Here is a 16,749-nt window from a genome sequence, read left to right as displayed (position 1 = left end):
GATAGATTCTTTGCAAATGGTTTCAGTTTAAGTGTTCCGCCCGATGTACTACCCATCAATATTTGTTGGTCGGAACACTAGCTTATTCTCACGCCACGCCGCACGGTTACAGCCGAACCATCGGCCAGAAAAGCGGAAGCCGGTGTAGCTTGCAGGGCTGGGGCAAATGTGGGGCCATACAGCGAGGCAACATCGCAATTGAATTGGTAACTTTGGGCTTGCCAAACGTTCCAGGGAGGATGCTCTACCTGATATTCTATGATGCCACCGTCTCGTTGTTTGGCATAGCCCCAATAATGCTCGGTGATGAATTCTTCTTGAGAACCTGATTGCAAGGGCTGGGGCTGACCAACGGCTTGTATTTGTACTGAATGCCACGCTTTTTGCCAACGCCACTTGTAGGAAACGGCCGTTTCCCTTTCATCATGGTTAATCTCATGCTGCATTGGCAACGAAAGGTAATTCTCGTTGTAAACCAGCCGGGCAGTGGTGGCAATGGCCCAGCGCGGCACCAGCTCCTTGATGAACACCACGCCACGCCGCCAGCCTTCTGGCCCTTTGCGGCGCACATAGAAGCGCAGGTTTAGCTCTTCAAAGTTGATATGACCGGGGATGGGCACGCCTAGCACGCGGGTGTTCAAAAACATGAAGCCCACAATGCTAATAAACGTCTGCTCTTGCCAACTGTCTAGCTCAGTGCCCTGGGGGACGAACGGCCGTAGCAGTTCCGGCTCGATGTGGTAATTGAGCATCACCAGGTAGCGCCATTCGGCCGTTAAAAATGGAGACGGCCGTTTCATACAGCTTCACCTACCCCATTTTCCGCGCCGTTTTGCCTGCTAAGCGGCAAATAAATTGTAAATTTAGTCCCTTCATTGACTTTACTCTGAACCGAAATTTGTCCCTGATGCAAATCCACAATCTCCTTTACAATAGATAACCCGAGGCCAGTACCTGGAATATTGGATTGTCCTGTTCGCTGTCCGCGATAAAAACGATCAAAAATAAGAGGCAGTTCATTTTCTGCAATGCCGGCACCATCATCAGCAAAACTTAATCCAGCATATTGATCATTAGCCAAGTATGTTTTAACAACGATTTCACCTTGCTTTTCATTGTAATTGATGCCATTGGCGAGCAGGTTAGTAATTAGCTGCATCAGTTGGGTTTTGTTCCCCTGCAAAGGCGGCAACGTTGGTTCCAAAGAGCAAGTAAGCGTTATGCCAAGGTCTTCGGCTCGCGCCTGATGCCCCAACATAACCTCTTTAACGATTGGGTTCAGGTCAATAGGGCCATAAACCTGATACTGTTGACCAATTTGCAACTTGGATAATCCTAAAGTAGCTTCAACCAAATTGGTTAATCGGTTTGCCTGCTGCTGCAATATTCCGATGTAACGAGCTTGTTTTTTGGGATTCCCGTTTTCAAGCAGATTGATGTAAATGCTCAAATTCGCTACCGGGGTCCGCAGCTCATGTGAAACATCGGCAATGAATTTGGTTTTGAGTTTATCCAATTCCTGAAGCCGTTCATTAGCCATTTCCAAATCCATCGTGCGGCTGGCAACCCGTGCTTCTAATGTTTGCATAAGCTGAATGCGCTGTAAGCCGTTGGCCACAATATCGCTCATGGCTTTTAAGGTGTGCATTTCATCATCTGCAAAATCATATTGATGTGTCAACCCCAAATGTATAACGCCAAGAATGCCATCTTCGCTAGCAAGTGGTAGCGCAATAGTGGATTTTAGCTGGCGAATATCTTCTGGTTCTTCCGCCTTTAGAACGTAGTTTGAATCATTGTTAATAACGGGCGTGGCGTATAGCTCACCCGTCTGTGCCACATACCCGGTTATGCCTTCGCCTAACGCATAGGCGATGCCTGTCGGGTAAAAGTTGGGCGGGTAGCTTGCTTGGGAAACAACGGCCGTTTCTTCCTCGTTTAGCAGAAATACGGTTCCTACCCTGGCTGATAAAATATCCACCATCGCCTTTATGGCAGATTGCAAAATGGTGGGTATGCTCTCTGAAGAGCGCATGGCGGCTGAGACAATGCTCAAAGCCTCTAATTCAGTTACCCGCCGCTGAATTTCGGTAAAAAGTTGGGCGTGTTTTAAGGCCAGGGTTGCCTGATTGGTGAAGGCAACCAGGCCATGCTCGTGCTGAGCCTGGTAAAAATTTGGCTCAATTTTGTCTACCATCAAAAAAGCAACTGGCTCATCGTTAATAACGATAGGCACTCCCATCCATGATTCAATGTGATCTTCATAAGACCACAGGGAAGATTGCCTTGTATTTGGGATGCTTAACGGCCGTTTCGTTTCATACATCGTTCGCAATGTGGGCAGTTCAGAGATTGACAATACCCTTTTTGCAGACAGTGCAGATTTCGTTACCGTGGCATCAAAACTGCTATTATCTCGCCTTCGCACAATGTGTGCGTTTTCGCCCTGAATAAGTGCAAAATTCACCGTATCGAATGGTACAACCCGCGCAATTTCATCAAGGAGGCGATCCAACACTTGCTCAAAATCCAGGGTGCCAATTAAGGCCTGTCCTGCTTTTTGCAATGCTTCTAGCAAGAGACGTTGTTCTTGTTCGGTAGCCAGTAGTTGGTTCTTTGAGATGGCCAACGCTAACTGCTGGGCAATTTGCTCTCCCCACCGCGTTTCTTCAACAGAAAAGTGGCGAGGCTCACTGTATCCCAACAGCAGCGCACCTACAGCTTCATCGTTGACTCTCATTGGCAAGGCCAACATGCCCCGCGTGGGCAAATAACTGGCTACATGCTGGCTAACGTACGGTGATTTACGAATATCTTCGATGGGCAACGCGCTTTTTGAACCATACACTGCTCTGGATAAGGAAAAATCTGACGGTTGCCGCTGCATCGTCAGGTAAGCCTCGGTTCCTACACCATAAGCAACAGCAGCAATCGGCCGTTCATTTACTTTGTCCCACAAGGAAATGTAACATTGTTCAGCATCTAGCAAATCAACCAAGCGGCGAGCCAAAACCGTTAAATGTTCGTCAAAATTAGAGGCGCTGATGGCTGCCTGCGTAATTTCATTGAGCAATGCCTGGTTATGTGCATATTGCTCTATCGCCTTATGTGCGTCGGTAATGTAAGCTTGCGTACGGCGCTCCACAGTTAGGTCTTCAACCGTACAGGCACAGCCAATAAAATGCTGGTTTTCGTCATACACCGGGCCAATGGTAAACGACAGCCAGGTCAGGGCCTCATCTTTGGGGACGGCGTTGTTTCGGCACATAATTTCTTGCTGGTAGAGCTTGGTTGGAGTTTGGCGCACGGCCGTTTGCAATGTTAGTAGCTCCTGCTTGTTTACCACGCGCGACTGTAACCGCTCTAAAAGTTGAGGCAGAGAGAGTGTTTGTGCATCCTTGACCATGTTCAGCGAGAGGAGGGATGCGGCAAATGAATTGGCATCTAATAAATTAAGCCGCTCATCAAAAACCAGCAAACCAATCGTCACTGTATCTATAACTTGCTTCATGGCCAGTTCAATTGGGGAAAAGAAACGATACCTTCGCATAACCCAGGCGGCACCACAAGCGGCAAACAGCGGTGTGAGCATGTTGCGTAAGGCAATTGGCAAATCTACGCCAGGAAGGTAAAGAACAGCAACTGAAAGGGCAAAAACAAACAAAACCCGTGCAGCCCGTTGCAATCGGTCTGGTAACAATCGGCTAAATGCAAAAATGCCAATGGGCACAACCAACAGGCTATTGAGAACCGAAATGTACGTAAAGTAAAACAGTGACCCGAAACGGCCGTTTAAAAGCACACTCGTCGAAATGTAACCTTGGGTAATCGTCTGTGTCTCATAATCAACTAAGAGGGGAACTGCAGTAAATACACCCCAAAAATAGACGGTTAAAGGCAGCATCGCCAGAACATACAAAGGCCACTTTGCCAACCGCACAAGCCAATGCTGAGGAATAAAAACATGCAAAACAAGCAGCCAGAGCAATGGCGTGGCACTCATTGTAGCCAACGCATGTACCAATGACGCTTCATACACAATTGCCGGATCAGACGCAATACTCGCCACCAAAATGCCAAAGCTGCCAGAGGCCAAAATGAACATATAAAGTGCAAACAGCCGATTGCTGAACAGCTTTGGCCGCTGCATGAAAATGTACATCATTAATATCAGCTCTAGGCTTATGATGATGAAGGCTGAGAAATATAGCTGCGTTAAAGAGGTCATAAAGCTAATCGTTACCAATACAACAAACCACAGAAAGTAATATGTAAACCGAGGGGTGATTTCTCTGTGGTTTGCCCATGTAAAAGCGGGGAAAATGGCTCCCTTTGTTTCAAATCACTTTCCCACTATTACAAAAACAGAGTGAGTAAAGGTGGTTGTTACTAGATTTTGTGCATTATAACACCGGAACCTTTCAATTTCTGTTCATTCCTGGTAAATTTTTTCCTAAGCAATAGCCTATTTGTTGTTACTTTTTATGTATCCAATTTTGACACGACTCGGCCCATTTTTTGTGTACAGCTTCACGGCCGCTTTTGCCATCGGGCTGCTGCTAAGTTGGGCAATCACTCACCGGCAAGCCCGCCAACAAACAGCCTCTCGCTGGCGCGATGCTGCCCTCACCACCCTTATGGTTGGTTGGCTAGGGGCGCGTCTAGGGTTTGCGCTCCTAAACTGGCACTACTTTGCAGAACGGCCGTCTGAACTCATGCAACTTTGGCAAGGCGGGCTCACGGCTTACGGCGGGCTGGTGGGCGGCTTGCTGGGGCTTGGCTTGTGGTGTTGGTGGGGCAAACGGCCGTTTCTATCCTACGCCACCCTCTTTTCCCCCGCTCTGGTGCTGCTCGTTGCTACTGGCTGGGCTGCCTGCTGGCTAGAAGGGTGCGCTTACGGTGCAGAAACCACATTGGGGCCACTTTCTGCCAACCTGCCAGACAGCTATGGCGTGTTCACGGTGCGCTATCAAACTCAGCTCCTAGGCATCGGCCTCAACCTGCTCTTGGCAGCAGCACTTGCCTACTTGCAAACTCGCAAACTTGCAAAGCTGCAGCTCTTTCCCCTCACCCTCATCTTCACCAACCTGATCCACTTTGGCCTTACCTTCCTACGAGGCGATACCACCCTGATGCTGCTGGGCTGGCGGCTGGATAGCTGGCTGGCGCTGCTTTTCGCCATTGTGGGTGCGATGCTGTTACAATACGGTCGTTGGAAAAAAGTGTACAAGTAAGCAGGTATGCAAGTGAAAAGGACGCCAACAACACTTGCATACTCGCAAACATGCAGACTTGCAAACAAACTCTATGAAACTCAAAGTCGGTCTTGCCCAAATAACACCCAAACTTGGTGACCTGGAAGCCAATTTGGAACGCCACCTGCAAGCTATTGACGAAGCGGCCGAAAGTGGTGTGGAGCTGCTCGTCTTCCCCGAACTTTCGCTTACGGGCTACCGCCTGCGTGACCTGGCCTTCAGCGTGGCCAGCCAGCCCACCTACAAAAACCCCATCTTCGCCCGACTGCTGGACGCTAGCCGCGACATGGATCTGGTGGTTGGCTTTGTTGAAGCAGACATACGCCAGAAATTTTTCATCTCTGCCGCCTATCTGTCTGGTGGCGAGGTCGTGCATTTGCACCGCAAAGTGTATTTGCCTACCTACGGTATGTTCGATGAAGGACGCTACTTTGCCTGGGGCGATCACATTCGCGCCTTCGACACCCGCTTTGGTCGGGTGGGCCTGCTCATCTGCGAAGATTTTTGGCATGTTAGTGCGGCCTACACCCTCTGGCTGGACGGTGCCGATATGCTCATTCTCACTTCGTCCTCACCGGGTCGTGGCTTGGCTACCGAGCAAAAAATTGGCAGTGCCCGCTGGGTTGAGCATATCAACCAAGCCTACGCCAGCATGTTTACCAACTTCATCCTGCACAGTAACCGCACCGGCTTTGAGGATGGCGTCACTTTTTATGGTGGCTCCACTATTTATGATCCGGAAGGCAATCTACTCAACCAGGGTCCCTATTATGAAGAAGCGTTGGTCACCGCCAAGCTAGACCTGAACGATCTGCGCCGCGCCCGCATTCGCCTCCCCCTCCTCCGTGACGAGCGCGTGGCACTTACCCGCCGCGAACTGAGCCGCATTTTGGATAATCAGTAGACCTCAGAGATTTGGCAAACCTCTGAGGTCTTTGCGGCACTTGCCGCTTTGTGGAATCACCAGATCAGGTACAATTGTGCCTGCTTATGAACGAAGAAAACGCCCCTTCCGCAAATTTTGAAACATCAGAAAACCACCGCTCTGGCTTTGTAGCGGTGATTGGTCGCCCCAACGTGGGCAAAAGCACACTCATCAACGGCCTGCTGCAAGAGAAGATCAACATCGTCTCCCCCAAGCCGCAAACCACGCGCAGCCGCCAGTTGGGCATCCTCACCACCAACGAATTCCAAATCATCTTTATGGACACGCCGGGGCTGATGCAGCCGCGCCACAAGCTGGATGAATTTATGGTGGAAACGGCCGTTGAAAGCCTCAACGACGCCGATGTGGTGCTGTGGCTGGTGGACGGCAGCGAACCCGTTGGCTCCGGCGACCGCGCCATCGCCGACATGGTGCAGCAGGTGGATGACAGCGTAGCCGTGATTTTAGCCATCAATAAAAGCGACATCACCGCGCCAGAAAACGTAATGCCTCACACTGAAGCATACCGTGCCTTAGCACCGGAAGCGACCTGGATTTTCTTTTCGGCGCGGGAGGGGAACGGCCGTTCCGAACTCCTAGACCTCATTGTGCAAGCCCTGCCCCTGGGCCCCCGCTACTACCCTGCTGACCAGCTCACAGACGTTTACCTGCGCGACATGGCCGCCGAATTCATCCGCGAGCAGATCATGCTGCAACTACGCGACGAAATTCCCTACGGCGTCGCCGTGCAGGTAGAGCAGTTCAAGGAACGCGAAAACGGCGTCACCTATATTGGCGCCAACATTTTTGTGGAGCGCGACAACCACAAACGAATTGTGATTGGCAGCAAAGGGAGCCAACTGCGTCGCATTGGAGCCGCCGCCCGCAAGGAGCTGGAAACGCTCGTTGAAAGCAAGGTTTTTCTGGAATTGTGGGTCAAAGTCGAACCCAAGTGGCGGCACAACGAAAAAGCCCTCAAACGCCTCGGCTACAGCAAACCTGAGTAAATCCCATCCTGCAAAAATATAAAAATCTTGTTCATCATGTGACAGTCACTTTTGAAGTGACTGTCACATCTGGTAATCCATCTACGTGTGACTAATTGTGTCACACGGGTTCTATATTTGTGAAAAACCAGGTTGATCAAACCAGAACATTCGTGCTAATACTGCAACGTTGGCTGAAGTTGGGCGTATTTGTTGTTGAGCCAATTTTCTGGGCGCACGGATAAACGTAGTGAATAAAGGTGACAGTCACTTTTACAGTCTAGTTCTCAAATAGAACACCTTTTTCCAAAGTGACTGTCACCTGAGTACAGGAGAATGGATATGACAACAAACCACGATGAGCAGGTCGTCAGCCGTCGCAAATTTATCAAGGCCGCTGCACTAACGGCCATTGCTGCCTCAGCCACCGGCGCGGGAGCCGCCATCTACAACCAAAACCAGAATGCCGCCACCGTCATTACCTCAGTTCCCAACAACACTGCACCTGTTGTGCGTACGGCCGTTCCTTCCCTCACCTCTCCAAATAGCGACCTGTTTACCCAACTGGCAGCCTCCCAAGCAGAAAACGTACGCCTGCAGGCCGCCCTGGATGCGGCACAGCGTCAGTTAACCAATCTACAGGCCAATAACCAAACGGCCGTTAGCGACAGCGAAGCACTTACCGTGCAGCTTGGCGAGGCTAACGAGCAGATTGGCGTCCTGGCGGGGCTCATCGCGCTGTATGAACAGTTTGCCGCGGTGGATGTGGAAACGGCCGTTGAAAACGGCTTCACCAACTTCACCAACGATATCGAATCTTTCCTGGCTGACCTGCCCACCCTCTCTGAAAGCATCCAAATGGGGCGCCAGGCGTTACAGAATTTTGAATCGCAGGTGCCCATTTTGGATAACGGCCGTCTCTGGCTCATTGATCATCTAGCAAAAATTGAGGGCTATTTTGCGACAGTCGAGCGGCTCCTGGCTGAAGCAGTGGATCACGTTGGCTCTTTCCTGCAAATGCTCACTGACTGGTTCGATGGCGTGAAAAAGTGGCTCCCCTTTGGCATTGGTCAGACGGCGGCTGCCATCATGCAATCCATTACCGACCTCATTATGGAAACGCCCAACACGCTGAGTGGATTAGACACCAATGTCATCCAACCGCTCGGCGTCTGGCTCAACCGGAACCAAAACAACGAAACGGCCCTGCACCAAACGCTCATCAACCCCCTGCGCGACGATTTGATGCCCAAAGCAGACAACGCCGTGAGCAAAGTGCAGCAAATGGATGCAACTTACAAAACTGCGCTAAAGGAACCGGTGGAAACGGCCGTTTCCAGCCAACGCGCCATTCGAGGGTTGATCAACGCCTACCGGGAAAGGCACGGTATTCAGTAATGTCGCTTCACGACCGCTTCGCGTACGGTGATCAGTGGGTCAGCAATCAGAAAAATCTGCGTTCTATTTTTATGCTCAATCTATTAACCAAACGGTTGTACCAATTTCGATATCGGATTCAGCAACACTCTTTAAAATGAAACTATATCTATACTGTTCACTAATTTCACCATGCGTACAAGAAAATCTGCGTTCTATTTTTTGGTTCAATCCAATATCCAAACGGTTGTGCCAATTTCGATATCAGATTTGGAAACCTCTTTAAAAAGACATCAGTGTCTAAAATCAGGAGGCGAGGATGGTAACTTAGAGTAAAAAACTATCTCAACTTCATGAGTACGACCATCCGGCCTTTGCAATTGGGCTTTGCAACTCCTAATATTATCAACATTAACTTTTGATGGTATTTCCCATAAAAAAAGGTCGCCATTAATTTCAAGTAATTGATCGTAAGCATCTTCGTCAATCGTAAATAGCAATTCCATGATTAAGTCGGCGCCGTGTCCAAAGGTGGCGCTACGGCTAGGAAATCGTGGGCAAACCGCTGGCTGTAGTCGTTGATAAGCTGCTCAATGCGCTTGTGATTTGGGGAAGCGACAATGAGGCCAGCGTGCTGCTTTTTATTGACATAGTAAACAATTTCCGGTTCCTGGTAACCAGATAAATCGGGCCACTCCTGCCGCGCCAGGCAAATCATCACCCCGGCGTATCCACCTTTATCTTCTGGAATCTGATATGCTTCGTTTTGCAAAGCGGCCGTTTCCAACCGTGCCCACTCCGCCCACAAATTAATGCCGCTGGATGCCTCAACTAACTGTTCAATATTGGCTCCGCCGACACGAGCGGCCGTTTCCAAAAAGTAAAATTCACCATCCTCCCCCTTGATGAACTCCGTATGCGCCACGCCGCGCTCCATGCCCAACGCCAAAAGCAATTTATTGTGCAGCTTAATCAGCACCTTTGTCTCTTTCGCTTTTCGGGGCATTGTCCGCGTCACAAAAACGCCGCCGTCATGCGCTACGTCAATCGGTGGCTGCAAATATTGGTGCGCCGCAGCAAAAATTACCTTGCCCTGGCAAACAATCGCATCCACATGGTAAACCGGGCCAGCCACAAACTGCTCCAGCAAAAAGTAAGATTGCAAATCCCCCAACTCATCCAGCTTGCGCCACAGCATCTCTGAATGATCCATCCGTTTTATGCCCATTGCCCCTGCTTCGGCACGCGGCTTGAGCAGCCAGGGCGACGGCACCCGTCCCATAAAATCGCGCAACTGGTCGTAGTTGAAAACGGCCGTAAATTCCGGCACCCTAAATCCTTCCTGCTGCGCCTTCATCCGCATCGCCAGCTTGTCACGGAAGTGGCGGCTCACCGTCTCGCCCATGTTTGGCAGCCGGAAATGCTCACGCAACGCCGCCACTGTCAGCACATCATAATCATCCAGCGGGACAATCTGGTCTACGGGCTTGCCCCGCATGAAGTAAGCAATTGCATAAATAATGTCTGGCTGCGTTGCAAGCTGCGGCATATAAAACACGTCATCAATACTGTCCCACGGCCAGGGCTCATTGTGCAGCTTCTCCCGCGTTACTAGCACCACCCGGCAACCCGCCTGCTTGGCAGCAGTAAGAAAAGTGGTTCCCTTAAAATAACTAGCCAGGCACATAATCGTCACTGGCTTTGTTCCAGAATTCAACTCAGACATCTATCCCTCAATTACAAAATCAATAAAACAATCGTCACGATGACGGCAATCGTCAGCACAAAAAAGCTAATGATGAGCAATATCACCAGCCAATCCGTATCTTCCCGGTTGGCCGGTTGGTAGCTGGTGGGGTTTGTAGGAACGGCCGTATCCATTAGCCTATCTTCTCTGCTACTTTGGTCGGGTTGAACGGCCGTTTCCGGCACAGTCACCTGGTATGGAGCCAGAAGCTCCGGCGTCAACTCTAGCTCTTCCTCACTATCCATCGCCGCCGACAACATCGTAACCAAACCATCATCCAGAGCAACATTCTCAGAGGTCGGCTGGGCGACATCATCCGGTGTCTCGGCCTGCACTTCCTTCGGTGCCAGCTTTTTAACCCAAGGTGGCATCTCAGCAGTATCGTCGGGCGCAACGGCCGCTCTCGCTTTCACCACCGCCAACGCTGCCAGCAAATCCTCACCTTCTGCCAGCAATTCACGCGAATTAACAGCCAAATCATCCAGCGGTTCAGATGTTATAATTTCAATATCTCGTGCCAACAAGAAGTATCGCAACTGCTCCGCATCAAACATCAAATGGCCACTGGCGCGCACTTCATCGCCTGCACTGGGCATTGTGTCCCCATTTGCTCGACAAGGTAGCTCATGGGTGCCTTCTTTCAGTACAAAACTATCCCCCATTACTTCCTTTACCTGCCCCGTCACAAAAACCAGGCCCAAAGGTAACTCCGGGGGGAGCTTGGCAGCTAAACGGCCGTTCAACTGACTTACCGAAATATCCATAACCAACTCCAAAACCACGCCAACTTACTTATTCTAGACACTATTATAAACGAACAGTACCAAAAACAGGGTATTTTTTCAGGGGAGGGTAAATTAAAGAAACGGCCGTTCCCAAAAGCAACACAAAATTAACCGCAAATTGATGCAAAAACTATTTGACGAAAAAAACACAAATGCTATACTTACTCGCCTGAGGTTGCTATGCTAGCAACCCTGGTGTCTTGCCTGTAACACTTAAAAACTTAATACAAGAGATACGTGCCGACGTAGCTCAATTGGCAGAGCAATGCTCTTGTAAAGCATAGGTTATGGGTTCAAGTCCCATCGTCGGCTTGAGCTAAAACTCCAGCGTAGAAGCGGAAATCAAATAAGACAACAAAGTCGTTACCATACCGCTTCTTCAAGCTGATGATGCAATTCCGATTTCTATTTCATCATCAGCTATTAACACAAAACAAACTCATGGGTCAGTGTCCCGAGCGGCAAAGGGGGCGGACTGTAAATCCGCTGGCGATAGCCTTCGTAGGTTCGAGTCCTACCTGGCCCACCTTCCAGTTTTCAGTATCCAGTTAACAGTAATTAAAAAGTCATCAAAGGCACCATCACACTGATTACTGAATACCGTCTACTGAATACTGATGACCGAGTTGCCCACGTAGCTCAGGGGTAGAGCACATTCTTGGTAAGAATGAGGTCATGGGTTCAAATCCCATCGTGGGCTCTCCACCCCGTCAATTCTGTGCAAAAAGGCAGGATGGCGGGGTATTGTTGTGAAAAAGGCAGGCATCACAACAACTTCCTTGCGAAGCAGCTTGCCACTAAGAATCTAAAACAAAAAATTAGATACAAGGAACAAGGGTTTATTAACGATGGCAAAAGAAAAATTTGTGCGGGAAAAACCACATGTGAACATAGGGACAATTGGTCACGTAGATCACGGCAAAACGACCCTGACGGCAGCAATCACCAAAACGCTGTCCCTCAAAGGGTTCGCCGACTTCTCAGCCTTCGACCAGATCGACAACGCGCCCGAAGAAAAAGCACGCGGGATCACGATCGCCATCTCCCATGTTGAATACGAAACCGAAAACCGGCACTACGCCCACGTAGACTGCCCCGGCCACCGCGACTACATCAAAAACATGATCACCGGTGCTGCCCAGATGGACGGTGCTATCCTCGTCGTCTCCGCCCCCGATGGCCCCATGCCCCAGACCCGCGAACACGTCCTGCTGGCACGACAGGTAGAAGTGCCAGCCATCGTCATCTTCCTCAACAAGGTAGACATGATGGACGACGAAGAGCTGCTGGAGCTGGTCGAGCTAGAGCTGCGTGAGCTGCTAGACACCTACGAATTTCCAGGGGATGAAACCCCCATCGTGCGCGGCAGCGCCCTGCAAGCCCTGGAATGCAGCAGCCAAGACGTCAACGACCCGCTGTACGCCCCCATCCTGGAACTAATGCGCGTGGTGGACGAGTACATCCCCACGCCCGAACGGCAGACCGACAAGCCATTCATGATGTCTGTCGAAGACGTCTTCTCCATCAAGGGACGCGGTACTGTCGTCACCGGTCGTGTAGACCGTGGCACCCTAACAGCCAACACCGAAGTTGAGATTGTGGGGCTGCAAGAAAAGACCCGCAAGGTTACCGTCACCTCCATGGAGATGTTCCACAAGATTCTGGACAAGGTAGAAGCAGGTGATAACGCTGGCCTGTTGCTGCGCGGTATTGCTCGCGACGAGATAGAGCGGGGTCAGGTATTGGCCAAGCCGGGCAGCATCACCCCCCACACTGAGTTCATGAGCGAGGTGTACGTACTCCGCAAGGATGAAGGTGGGCGTCACAAGGCATTCTTCCCAGGCTATCGGCCACAGTTTTACATCCACACGCTGGACGTGACGGGCGAGATAGCGTTGCCGGATGGTGTGGAGATGGTAATGCCGGGGGACAATGTGAACCTGCATGTGAAGTTGAGCAAGCCGGTGGCGTTGGAAGAAGGTGGTCGGTTTGCCATTCGTGAAGGTGGCTTGACCGTTGGTTCTGGTGTCATTACCAAAATCCTGAGTTAACAATTTCGTGTATAATGGGGCATGTGGCAACATATATGCCCCACTTAACCTTTAGGGGGTTAGCTCAATTGGCAGAGCGACGGTCTCCAAAACCGTAGGCTGCGGGTTCGATTCCTGCACCCCCTGCTCTTAACGACCTCCAGAGGCCCTCGCTGGTCTCTGGAGGTAATTTTGTAAAAAGCAGCTAGTAAAGTTGATTTTTAGAAGGATTAACAGTGACAGAAAAAACAGCCAATCAGCCTAACCCAGTCTCTCGGTACTGGAAAGAAACGCGCGGTGAACTGCGTAAGGTTACCTGGCCAACCCGTGATGAATCACGGCGTCTAACCATTATTGTGATCGGCGTGACCATTGCCTTTGCCTTGTTTCTTTGGGTATTTGATCTACTTTTCTCAAATGTTATTCAGCTACTTATCGAACAACTCATCGGATTGTAAGAGTAGCTAAGTCATTTTGCTAAAAGTAGCGAGCGAGATTTTTAAATGAGTAATGAGATTGAAGACAAAGAAATAGCTGAAGAATCTTCTTTGTCCACCACAGGTGGTGAAAGCAGCCTCATACCAGATGACGGCCGTTCCTGGTATGTTGTTCACTGCTATTCTGGCTACGAAAACAAGGTACGCCACAGCATTGAGCAACGTATTGAAACCATGGGCATGCAGGCCAAAATCTTTGATGTTGTCATTCCTACTGAAGAAGAGATTGAGATTAAGGACGGCAAGCGTCGTACAGTTGAACGCCGCGTCTTCCCTGGCTACATCTTGGTGCAAATGCTTTTAGACGAGGATTCTTGGTACGTAGTGCGTAATACACCTGGCGTAACGGGGTTTGTGGGCATGGGCAATGAACCAACCCCACTTCGCCCCGAAGAAGTTGCCAAAATTATGAACCGCATGGAAGCGGAAGCACCCAAGGTTAAGTTCGACTTCCAAATTGGTGAAAAAGTTCGGATTGGCACAGGCCCGTTTGCTGACTTTATTGGTTCTGTCTCAGAAATTGATGCGGATCGTGCAAAGGTCCGCGTGATGGTTTCATTCTTCGGGCGTGAAACACCCGTTGAGCTCGATTTTCTGCACGTAGAAAAAGTTTAAAATTTTATCTAGCGAAGGCGGTTTAATTTCCTGTACAGGTGCTTGCTGCCTTCGTGTTTTATTGTTTTGGAGGAGCCTCATCAAAGGCGTTTGGACTCCATGGAGGTAATATGGCTAAGAAAGTAAAAGCAGTTGTTAAGATTCAAATTCAGGGTGGTAAAGCCAACCCTGCGCCGCCAGTTGGTACAGCGCTTGGCCCTCATGGCATTAACTTGATGCAGTTTTGTAAAGAGTACAATGCCAAAACCTCTGGGCAGGTTGGGCAGGTTATTCCAGTTGAGGTTACCGTTTTTCAGGATGGTAGCTTTAGCTTTATTACAAAGACGCCCCCAGCTACGGATTTGTTAAAGAAAGCCGCTAGCATTCGCAGTGGTTCTTCTGTGCCAAATCGTGACAAAGTTGGTTCCGTGACCACAGCACAGCTACGCGAAATTGCAGAAATCAAAATGAAAGATTTAAATGCCCGTGACATGGATGCTGCCATCAAAATTATTGCTGGCACGGCACGCAGCATGGGTATTACAGTTTCTGACTAAGAATTAGTGGGAGAACCTACTCGGGTTCGTTAAGACCACAAGGAGTTATTATGCCAAAACGAGGACGTAAATATTTAGAAGCAGCAGCTAAAGTTGACCGAGAAAAGCTGTATTCCCGGGCCGAGGCTGTGAAATTGATCAAGGAAACGGCCGTTACCAAATTTGACCCCACCGTGGAAGTACATATGCGCTTGGGTGTGGACCCGCGTCACGCCGACCAACAGGTTCGAGAGGTGTTGAACCTGCCGCATGGCCTGGGTAAAACGGTGCGGGTATTGGTCTTTGCCGAAGGTGAAGATGCACGACTTGCTGAAGAAGCCGGTGCAGATTACATTGCTGATGATGAACTGATCAAACAGATTCAAGGCGGCTGGACAGATTTTGATGTTGCCATTGCCGTACCCAGCATGATGGGCAAAGTCGGCCGTTTGGGCCGTGTGTTAGGACCCCGTGGTCTGATGCCTAATCCACGTGCAGGCACCGTTGCCCCTGGGGCAGACCTCCCCCGCCTCATTAAAGAATCGAAAGCAGGCCGTGTTGAATTTCGGGTTGACCGCACGGCCAACATTCACGCCCCAATCGGCAAAGCCAGCTTCACCGAAGATCAGTTGATGGATAACTTGAACCATCTATTGGAAACGATTAAACGCGCCCGCCCTGCGGCCGTAAAAGGTACCTATGTTCATCGCATTGTGATGGCAAATACAATGGGCCCTGGGATTCGCCTTGACACAAGCGAAGCTTTGTCGTAAAAATGGCGGCTGCTTAAAAATTTAATCCGCACTGTTCTACCAAAGACAGTTGGTTACGATTCAATCGTATTAAAATCGCCAGCCGAGGTGGGGACAAGCAAACATTTTCTAACAATATTGCATTGCAAATTTGGTTGCCTTGCAGAATTGTTCTGATATTGACTGCAAAATCCTCATGCTCACTGGCATGAGGATTTTTTGTTTCACAATTCACTGATAAGGAGGTGAATCAATTTGGCAATTACAAAAGCACGAAAAGTAGAGCTAATCGCTCAATACGACGAGCTTATCCAGAATAGCCGAGCCATCTTCCTGGCTGAATATACTGGAATGTCCGTTAAGCAGATGAGTGCGCTACGCGACAAAGTGTATGAAGCAGAGGGTGCATTGCATGTAACTAAAAACACCCTGCTCAAGCTTTCGCTGGAAAAAGCAGACAAAGAACTACCTGATGACTTCTTGCAAGGACAATTAGCAACAGGCTTTGCTCTTTCAGAAGCCCCATCTTTGGCCAAAGCATTGGTTGATTTCGCTAAAGAGGATGAGAAAATAACGCTGCGCGGCGGTTTTTTGGGTGACGAATTTATGTCTGTAGAGCAAATTGAAGCTCTGGCAAAATTACCCAGCATGGACGAACTGCGTGCTCAAATTATTGGGCTTATTGACGGGCCTGCCCGGAATGTGGCCTCAATTTTGGCTAGCGGCGTGCGCCAAGTCGTTAATGTTGTTGATGCTTACGCAAAAAGTGAAGAAGGTGCAGCAGAACCAGCCTAAAAGATTGGTTTGTTGCCTAAACAATTAACCACAACAAATAAAATTATTTTCGGAGGAAATTAAACGTGGCCGATTTAGAAAAAATTGTAGATGAACTGAGCAGCCTGACCCTGTTGGAAGCTGCTGAACTGACAAAAATGCTGGAAGATAAGTGGGGCGTTAGCGCTGCTGCACCCATGGCTATGGCTGCCATGCCTGGCATGATGATGGGCGGCGAAGCTGAAGCTGCTGAAGAAAAGACCGAATTTGACGTTGTTTTGAAGGAAATTGGGCCGAAGAAGATCAACGTTATTAAAGAAGTTCGTGCTTTGACAGCTCTCGGTTTGAAGGAAGCCAAAGAAGTTGTAGACAACTTGGGCACCGTTATGGAAGGCGTTGGCAAAGAAGCGGCTGAAGAAGCCAAAGCCAAATTGGAAGAAGCTGGCGCAGTTGTCGAATTAAAGTAACAATCTTTTTTCACGCATAAAAAA

The 16,749-nt window shown here is 49.6% G+C and carries 15 protein-coding genes, 4 tRNA genes and 1 other annotated feature; of the genes, 15 read left to right on the top strand and 4 right to left on the bottom strand.

Annotated features, from left to right (window positions below; translation table 11 throughout):
* Window positions 1-77: 77 nt before the first annotated feature.
* Window positions 78-800: a YqjF family protein gene (locus ACOQPM_RS16700; RefSeq protein WP_420630406.1), complete on the bottom strand. Its 723-nt coding sequence runs from the start codon at window positions 798-800 to the stop codon at window positions 78-80.
* A complete protein-coding gene (locus tag ACOQPM_RS16695; RefSeq protein ID WP_420630405.1) occupies window positions 797-4,228 on the bottom strand; it encodes a GAF domain-containing protein in 3,432 nt (1,143 codons plus the stop codon). Before ACOQPM_RS16695 ends, ACOQPM_RS16700 begins: the two co-directional genes overlap by 4 nt.
* 268 nt (window positions 4,229-4,496) lie before the next feature.
* Between ACOQPM_RS16695 and ACOQPM_RS16690 the strand changes: the two genes are divergently transcribed.
* From ACOQPM_RS16690 to ACOQPM_RS16675, 4 genes are all read left to right on the top strand, one after another.
* Window positions 4,497-5,234 (top strand): prolipoprotein diacylglyceryl transferase family protein, encoded by a 738-nt coding sequence (locus ACOQPM_RS16690; RefSeq protein WP_420630404.1) that lies wholly within the window; start codon window positions 4,497-4,499, stop codon window positions 5,232-5,234.
* A 73-nt stretch (window positions 5,235-5,307) separates the two neighbouring features.
* Window positions 5,308-6,159 (top strand): nitrilase-related carbon-nitrogen hydrolase, encoded by an 852-nt coding sequence (locus tag ACOQPM_RS16685; protein WP_420630403.1) that lies wholly within the window; start codon window positions 5,308-5,310, stop codon window positions 6,157-6,159.
* An 86-nt stretch (window positions 6,160-6,245) separates the two neighbouring features.
* Complete coding sequence (era, locus tag ACOQPM_RS16680) at window positions 6,246-7,187, top strand: GTPase Era (RefSeq protein ID WP_420630402.1); 942 nt, start codon at window positions 6,246-6,248, stop codon at window positions 7,185-7,187.
* 321 nt (window positions 7,188-7,508) lie between these two features.
* Complete coding sequence (locus tag ACOQPM_RS16675; RefSeq protein WP_420630401.1) at window positions 7,509-8,564, top strand: hypothetical protein; 1,056 nt, start codon at window positions 7,509-7,511, stop codon at window positions 8,562-8,564.
* 487 nt (window positions 8,565-9,051) lie between these two features.
* Here ACOQPM_RS16675 and ACOQPM_RS16670 read toward each other — a convergent pair whose 3' ends face one another.
* Together ACOQPM_RS16670 and ACOQPM_RS16665 are read right to left on the bottom strand one after the other, a co-directional pair.
* Window positions 9,052-10,269: an ATP-grasp domain-containing protein gene (locus ACOQPM_RS16670; protein ID WP_420630400.1), complete on the bottom strand. Its 1,218-nt coding sequence runs from the start codon at window positions 10,267-10,269 to the stop codon at window positions 9,052-9,054.
* 11 nt (window positions 10,270-10,280) lie between these two features.
* Window positions 10,281-11,054, bottom strand: coding sequence for an exodeoxyribonuclease VII large subunit (locus ACOQPM_RS16665; protein WP_420630399.1), 774 nt, complete (start codon window positions 11,052-11,054; stop codon window positions 10,281-10,283).
* A gap of 260 nt (window positions 11,055-11,314) precedes the next feature.
* On the opposite strand from ACOQPM_RS16665, the gene ACOQPM_RS16660 reads away from it, so the two are divergent.
* The 11 genes from ACOQPM_RS16660 (at window position 11,315) to rplL (ending at window position 16,725) form a co-directional block, all read left to right on the top strand.
* Window positions 11,315-11,387: transfer RNA gene (locus ACOQPM_RS16660), tRNA-Thr, on the top strand.
* 131 nt (window positions 11,388-11,518) lie between these two features.
* Window positions 11,519-11,601, top strand: a tRNA-Tyr gene (locus ACOQPM_RS16655).
* 102 nt (window positions 11,602-11,703) lie between these two features.
* Window positions 11,704-11,775, top strand: a tRNA-Thr gene (locus ACOQPM_RS16650).
* Between the two features lie 148 nt (window positions 11,776-11,923).
* Window positions 11,924-13,126: an elongation factor Tu gene (gene tuf, locus ACOQPM_RS16645; protein ID WP_420627245.1), complete on the top strand. Its 1,203-nt coding sequence runs from the start codon at window positions 11,924-11,926 to the stop codon at window positions 13,124-13,126.
* A 53-nt stretch (window positions 13,127-13,179) separates the two neighbouring features.
* Window positions 13,180-13,252, top strand: a tRNA-Trp gene (locus tag ACOQPM_RS16640).
* Between the two features lie 89 nt (window positions 13,253-13,341).
* Window positions 13,342-13,563: a preprotein translocase subunit SecE gene (gene secE / locus ACOQPM_RS16635; protein ID WP_420630398.1), complete on the top strand. Its 222-nt coding sequence runs from the start codon at window positions 13,342-13,344 to the stop codon at window positions 13,561-13,563.
* A gap of 45 nt (window positions 13,564-13,608) precedes the next feature.
* Window positions 13,609-14,217: a transcription termination/antitermination protein NusG gene (nusG, locus tag ACOQPM_RS16630; RefSeq protein ID WP_420630397.1), complete on the top strand. Its 609-nt coding sequence runs from the start codon at window positions 13,609-13,611 to the stop codon at window positions 14,215-14,217.
* Between the two features lie 110 nt (window positions 14,218-14,327).
* On the top strand, window positions 14,328-14,753 hold the full coding sequence (gene rplK, locus ACOQPM_RS16625) for a 50S ribosomal protein L11 (RefSeq protein WP_420630396.1): 426 nt from the start codon (window positions 14,328-14,330) through the stop codon (window positions 14,751-14,753).
* A 50-nt stretch (window positions 14,754-14,803) separates the two neighbouring features.
* A complete protein-coding gene (gene rplA, locus ACOQPM_RS16620) occupies window positions 14,804-15,505 on the top strand; it encodes a 50S ribosomal protein L1 (protein ID WP_420630395.1) in 702 nt (233 codons plus the stop codon).
* Window positions 15,506-15,526: 21 nt separating this feature from the next.
* Window positions 15,527-15,714: a sequence feature (ribosomal protein L10 leader region), on the top strand.
* Between the two features lie 25 nt (window positions 15,715-15,739).
* A complete protein-coding gene (gene rplJ / locus ACOQPM_RS16615) occupies window positions 15,740-16,279 on the top strand; it encodes a 50S ribosomal protein L10 (RefSeq protein ID WP_420630394.1) in 540 nt (179 codons plus the stop codon).
* A 65-nt stretch (window positions 16,280-16,344) separates the two neighbouring features.
* Window positions 16,345-16,725: a 50S ribosomal protein L7/L12 gene (rplL, locus tag ACOQPM_RS16610; protein WP_420630393.1), complete on the top strand. Its 381-nt coding sequence runs from the start codon at window positions 16,345-16,347 to the stop codon at window positions 16,723-16,725.
* Window positions 16,726-16,749 lie beyond the last annotated feature (24 nt).

Origin of the sequence: Candidatus Leptofilum sp., assembly GCF_965223525.1 — a bacterium.
Taxonomy (GTDB): domain Bacteria; phylum Chloroflexota; class Anaerolineae; order Promineifilales; family Promineifilaceae; genus Leptofilum.
Note: the sequence above shows the minus strand (reverse complement) of the source record. Positions and strands in the feature narration are given on the sequence as shown.

Bases quoted from the DNA above. Each gene is read 5' to 3' on its own strand.
- ACOQPM_RS16700 (WP_420630406.1), bottom strand. From the start codon at position 800: ATGAAACGGCCGTCTCCATTTTTAACGGCCGAATGGCGCTACCTGGTG.
- ACOQPM_RS16695 (WP_420630405.1), bottom strand. From the start codon at position 4,228: ATGACCTCTTTAACGCAGCTATATTTCTCAGCCTTCATCATCATAAGC.
- ACOQPM_RS16685 (WP_420630403.1), top strand. From the start codon at position 5,308: ATGAAACTCAAAGTCGGTCTTGCCCAAATAACACCCAAACTTGGTGAC.
- era (WP_420630402.1), top strand. From the start codon at position 6,246: ATGAACGAAGAAAACGCCCCTTCCGCAAATTTTGAAACATCAGAAAAC.
- ACOQPM_RS16675 (WP_420630401.1), top strand. From the start codon at position 7,509: ATGACAACAAACCACGATGAGCAGGTCGTCAGCCGTCGCAAATTTATC.
- ACOQPM_RS16670 (WP_420630400.1), bottom strand. From the start codon at position 10,269: ATGTCTGAGTTGAATTCTGGAACAAAGCCAGTGACGATTATGTGCCTG.
- ACOQPM_RS16665 (WP_420630399.1), bottom strand. From the start codon at position 11,054: ATGGATATTTCGGTAAGTCAGTTGAACGGCCGTTTAGCTGCCAAGCTC.
- tuf (WP_420627245.1), top strand. From the start codon at position 11,924: ATGGCAAAAGAAAAATTTGTGCGGGAAAAACCACATGTGAACATAGGG.
- nusG (WP_420630397.1), top strand. From the start codon at position 13,609: ATGAGTAATGAGATTGAAGACAAAGAAATAGCTGAAGAATCTTCTTTG.
- rplK (WP_420630396.1), top strand. From the start codon at position 14,328: ATGGCTAAGAAAGTAAAAGCAGTTGTTAAGATTCAAATTCAGGGTGGT.
- rplA (WP_420630395.1), top strand. From the start codon at position 14,804: ATGCCAAAACGAGGACGTAAATATTTAGAAGCAGCAGCTAAAGTTGAC.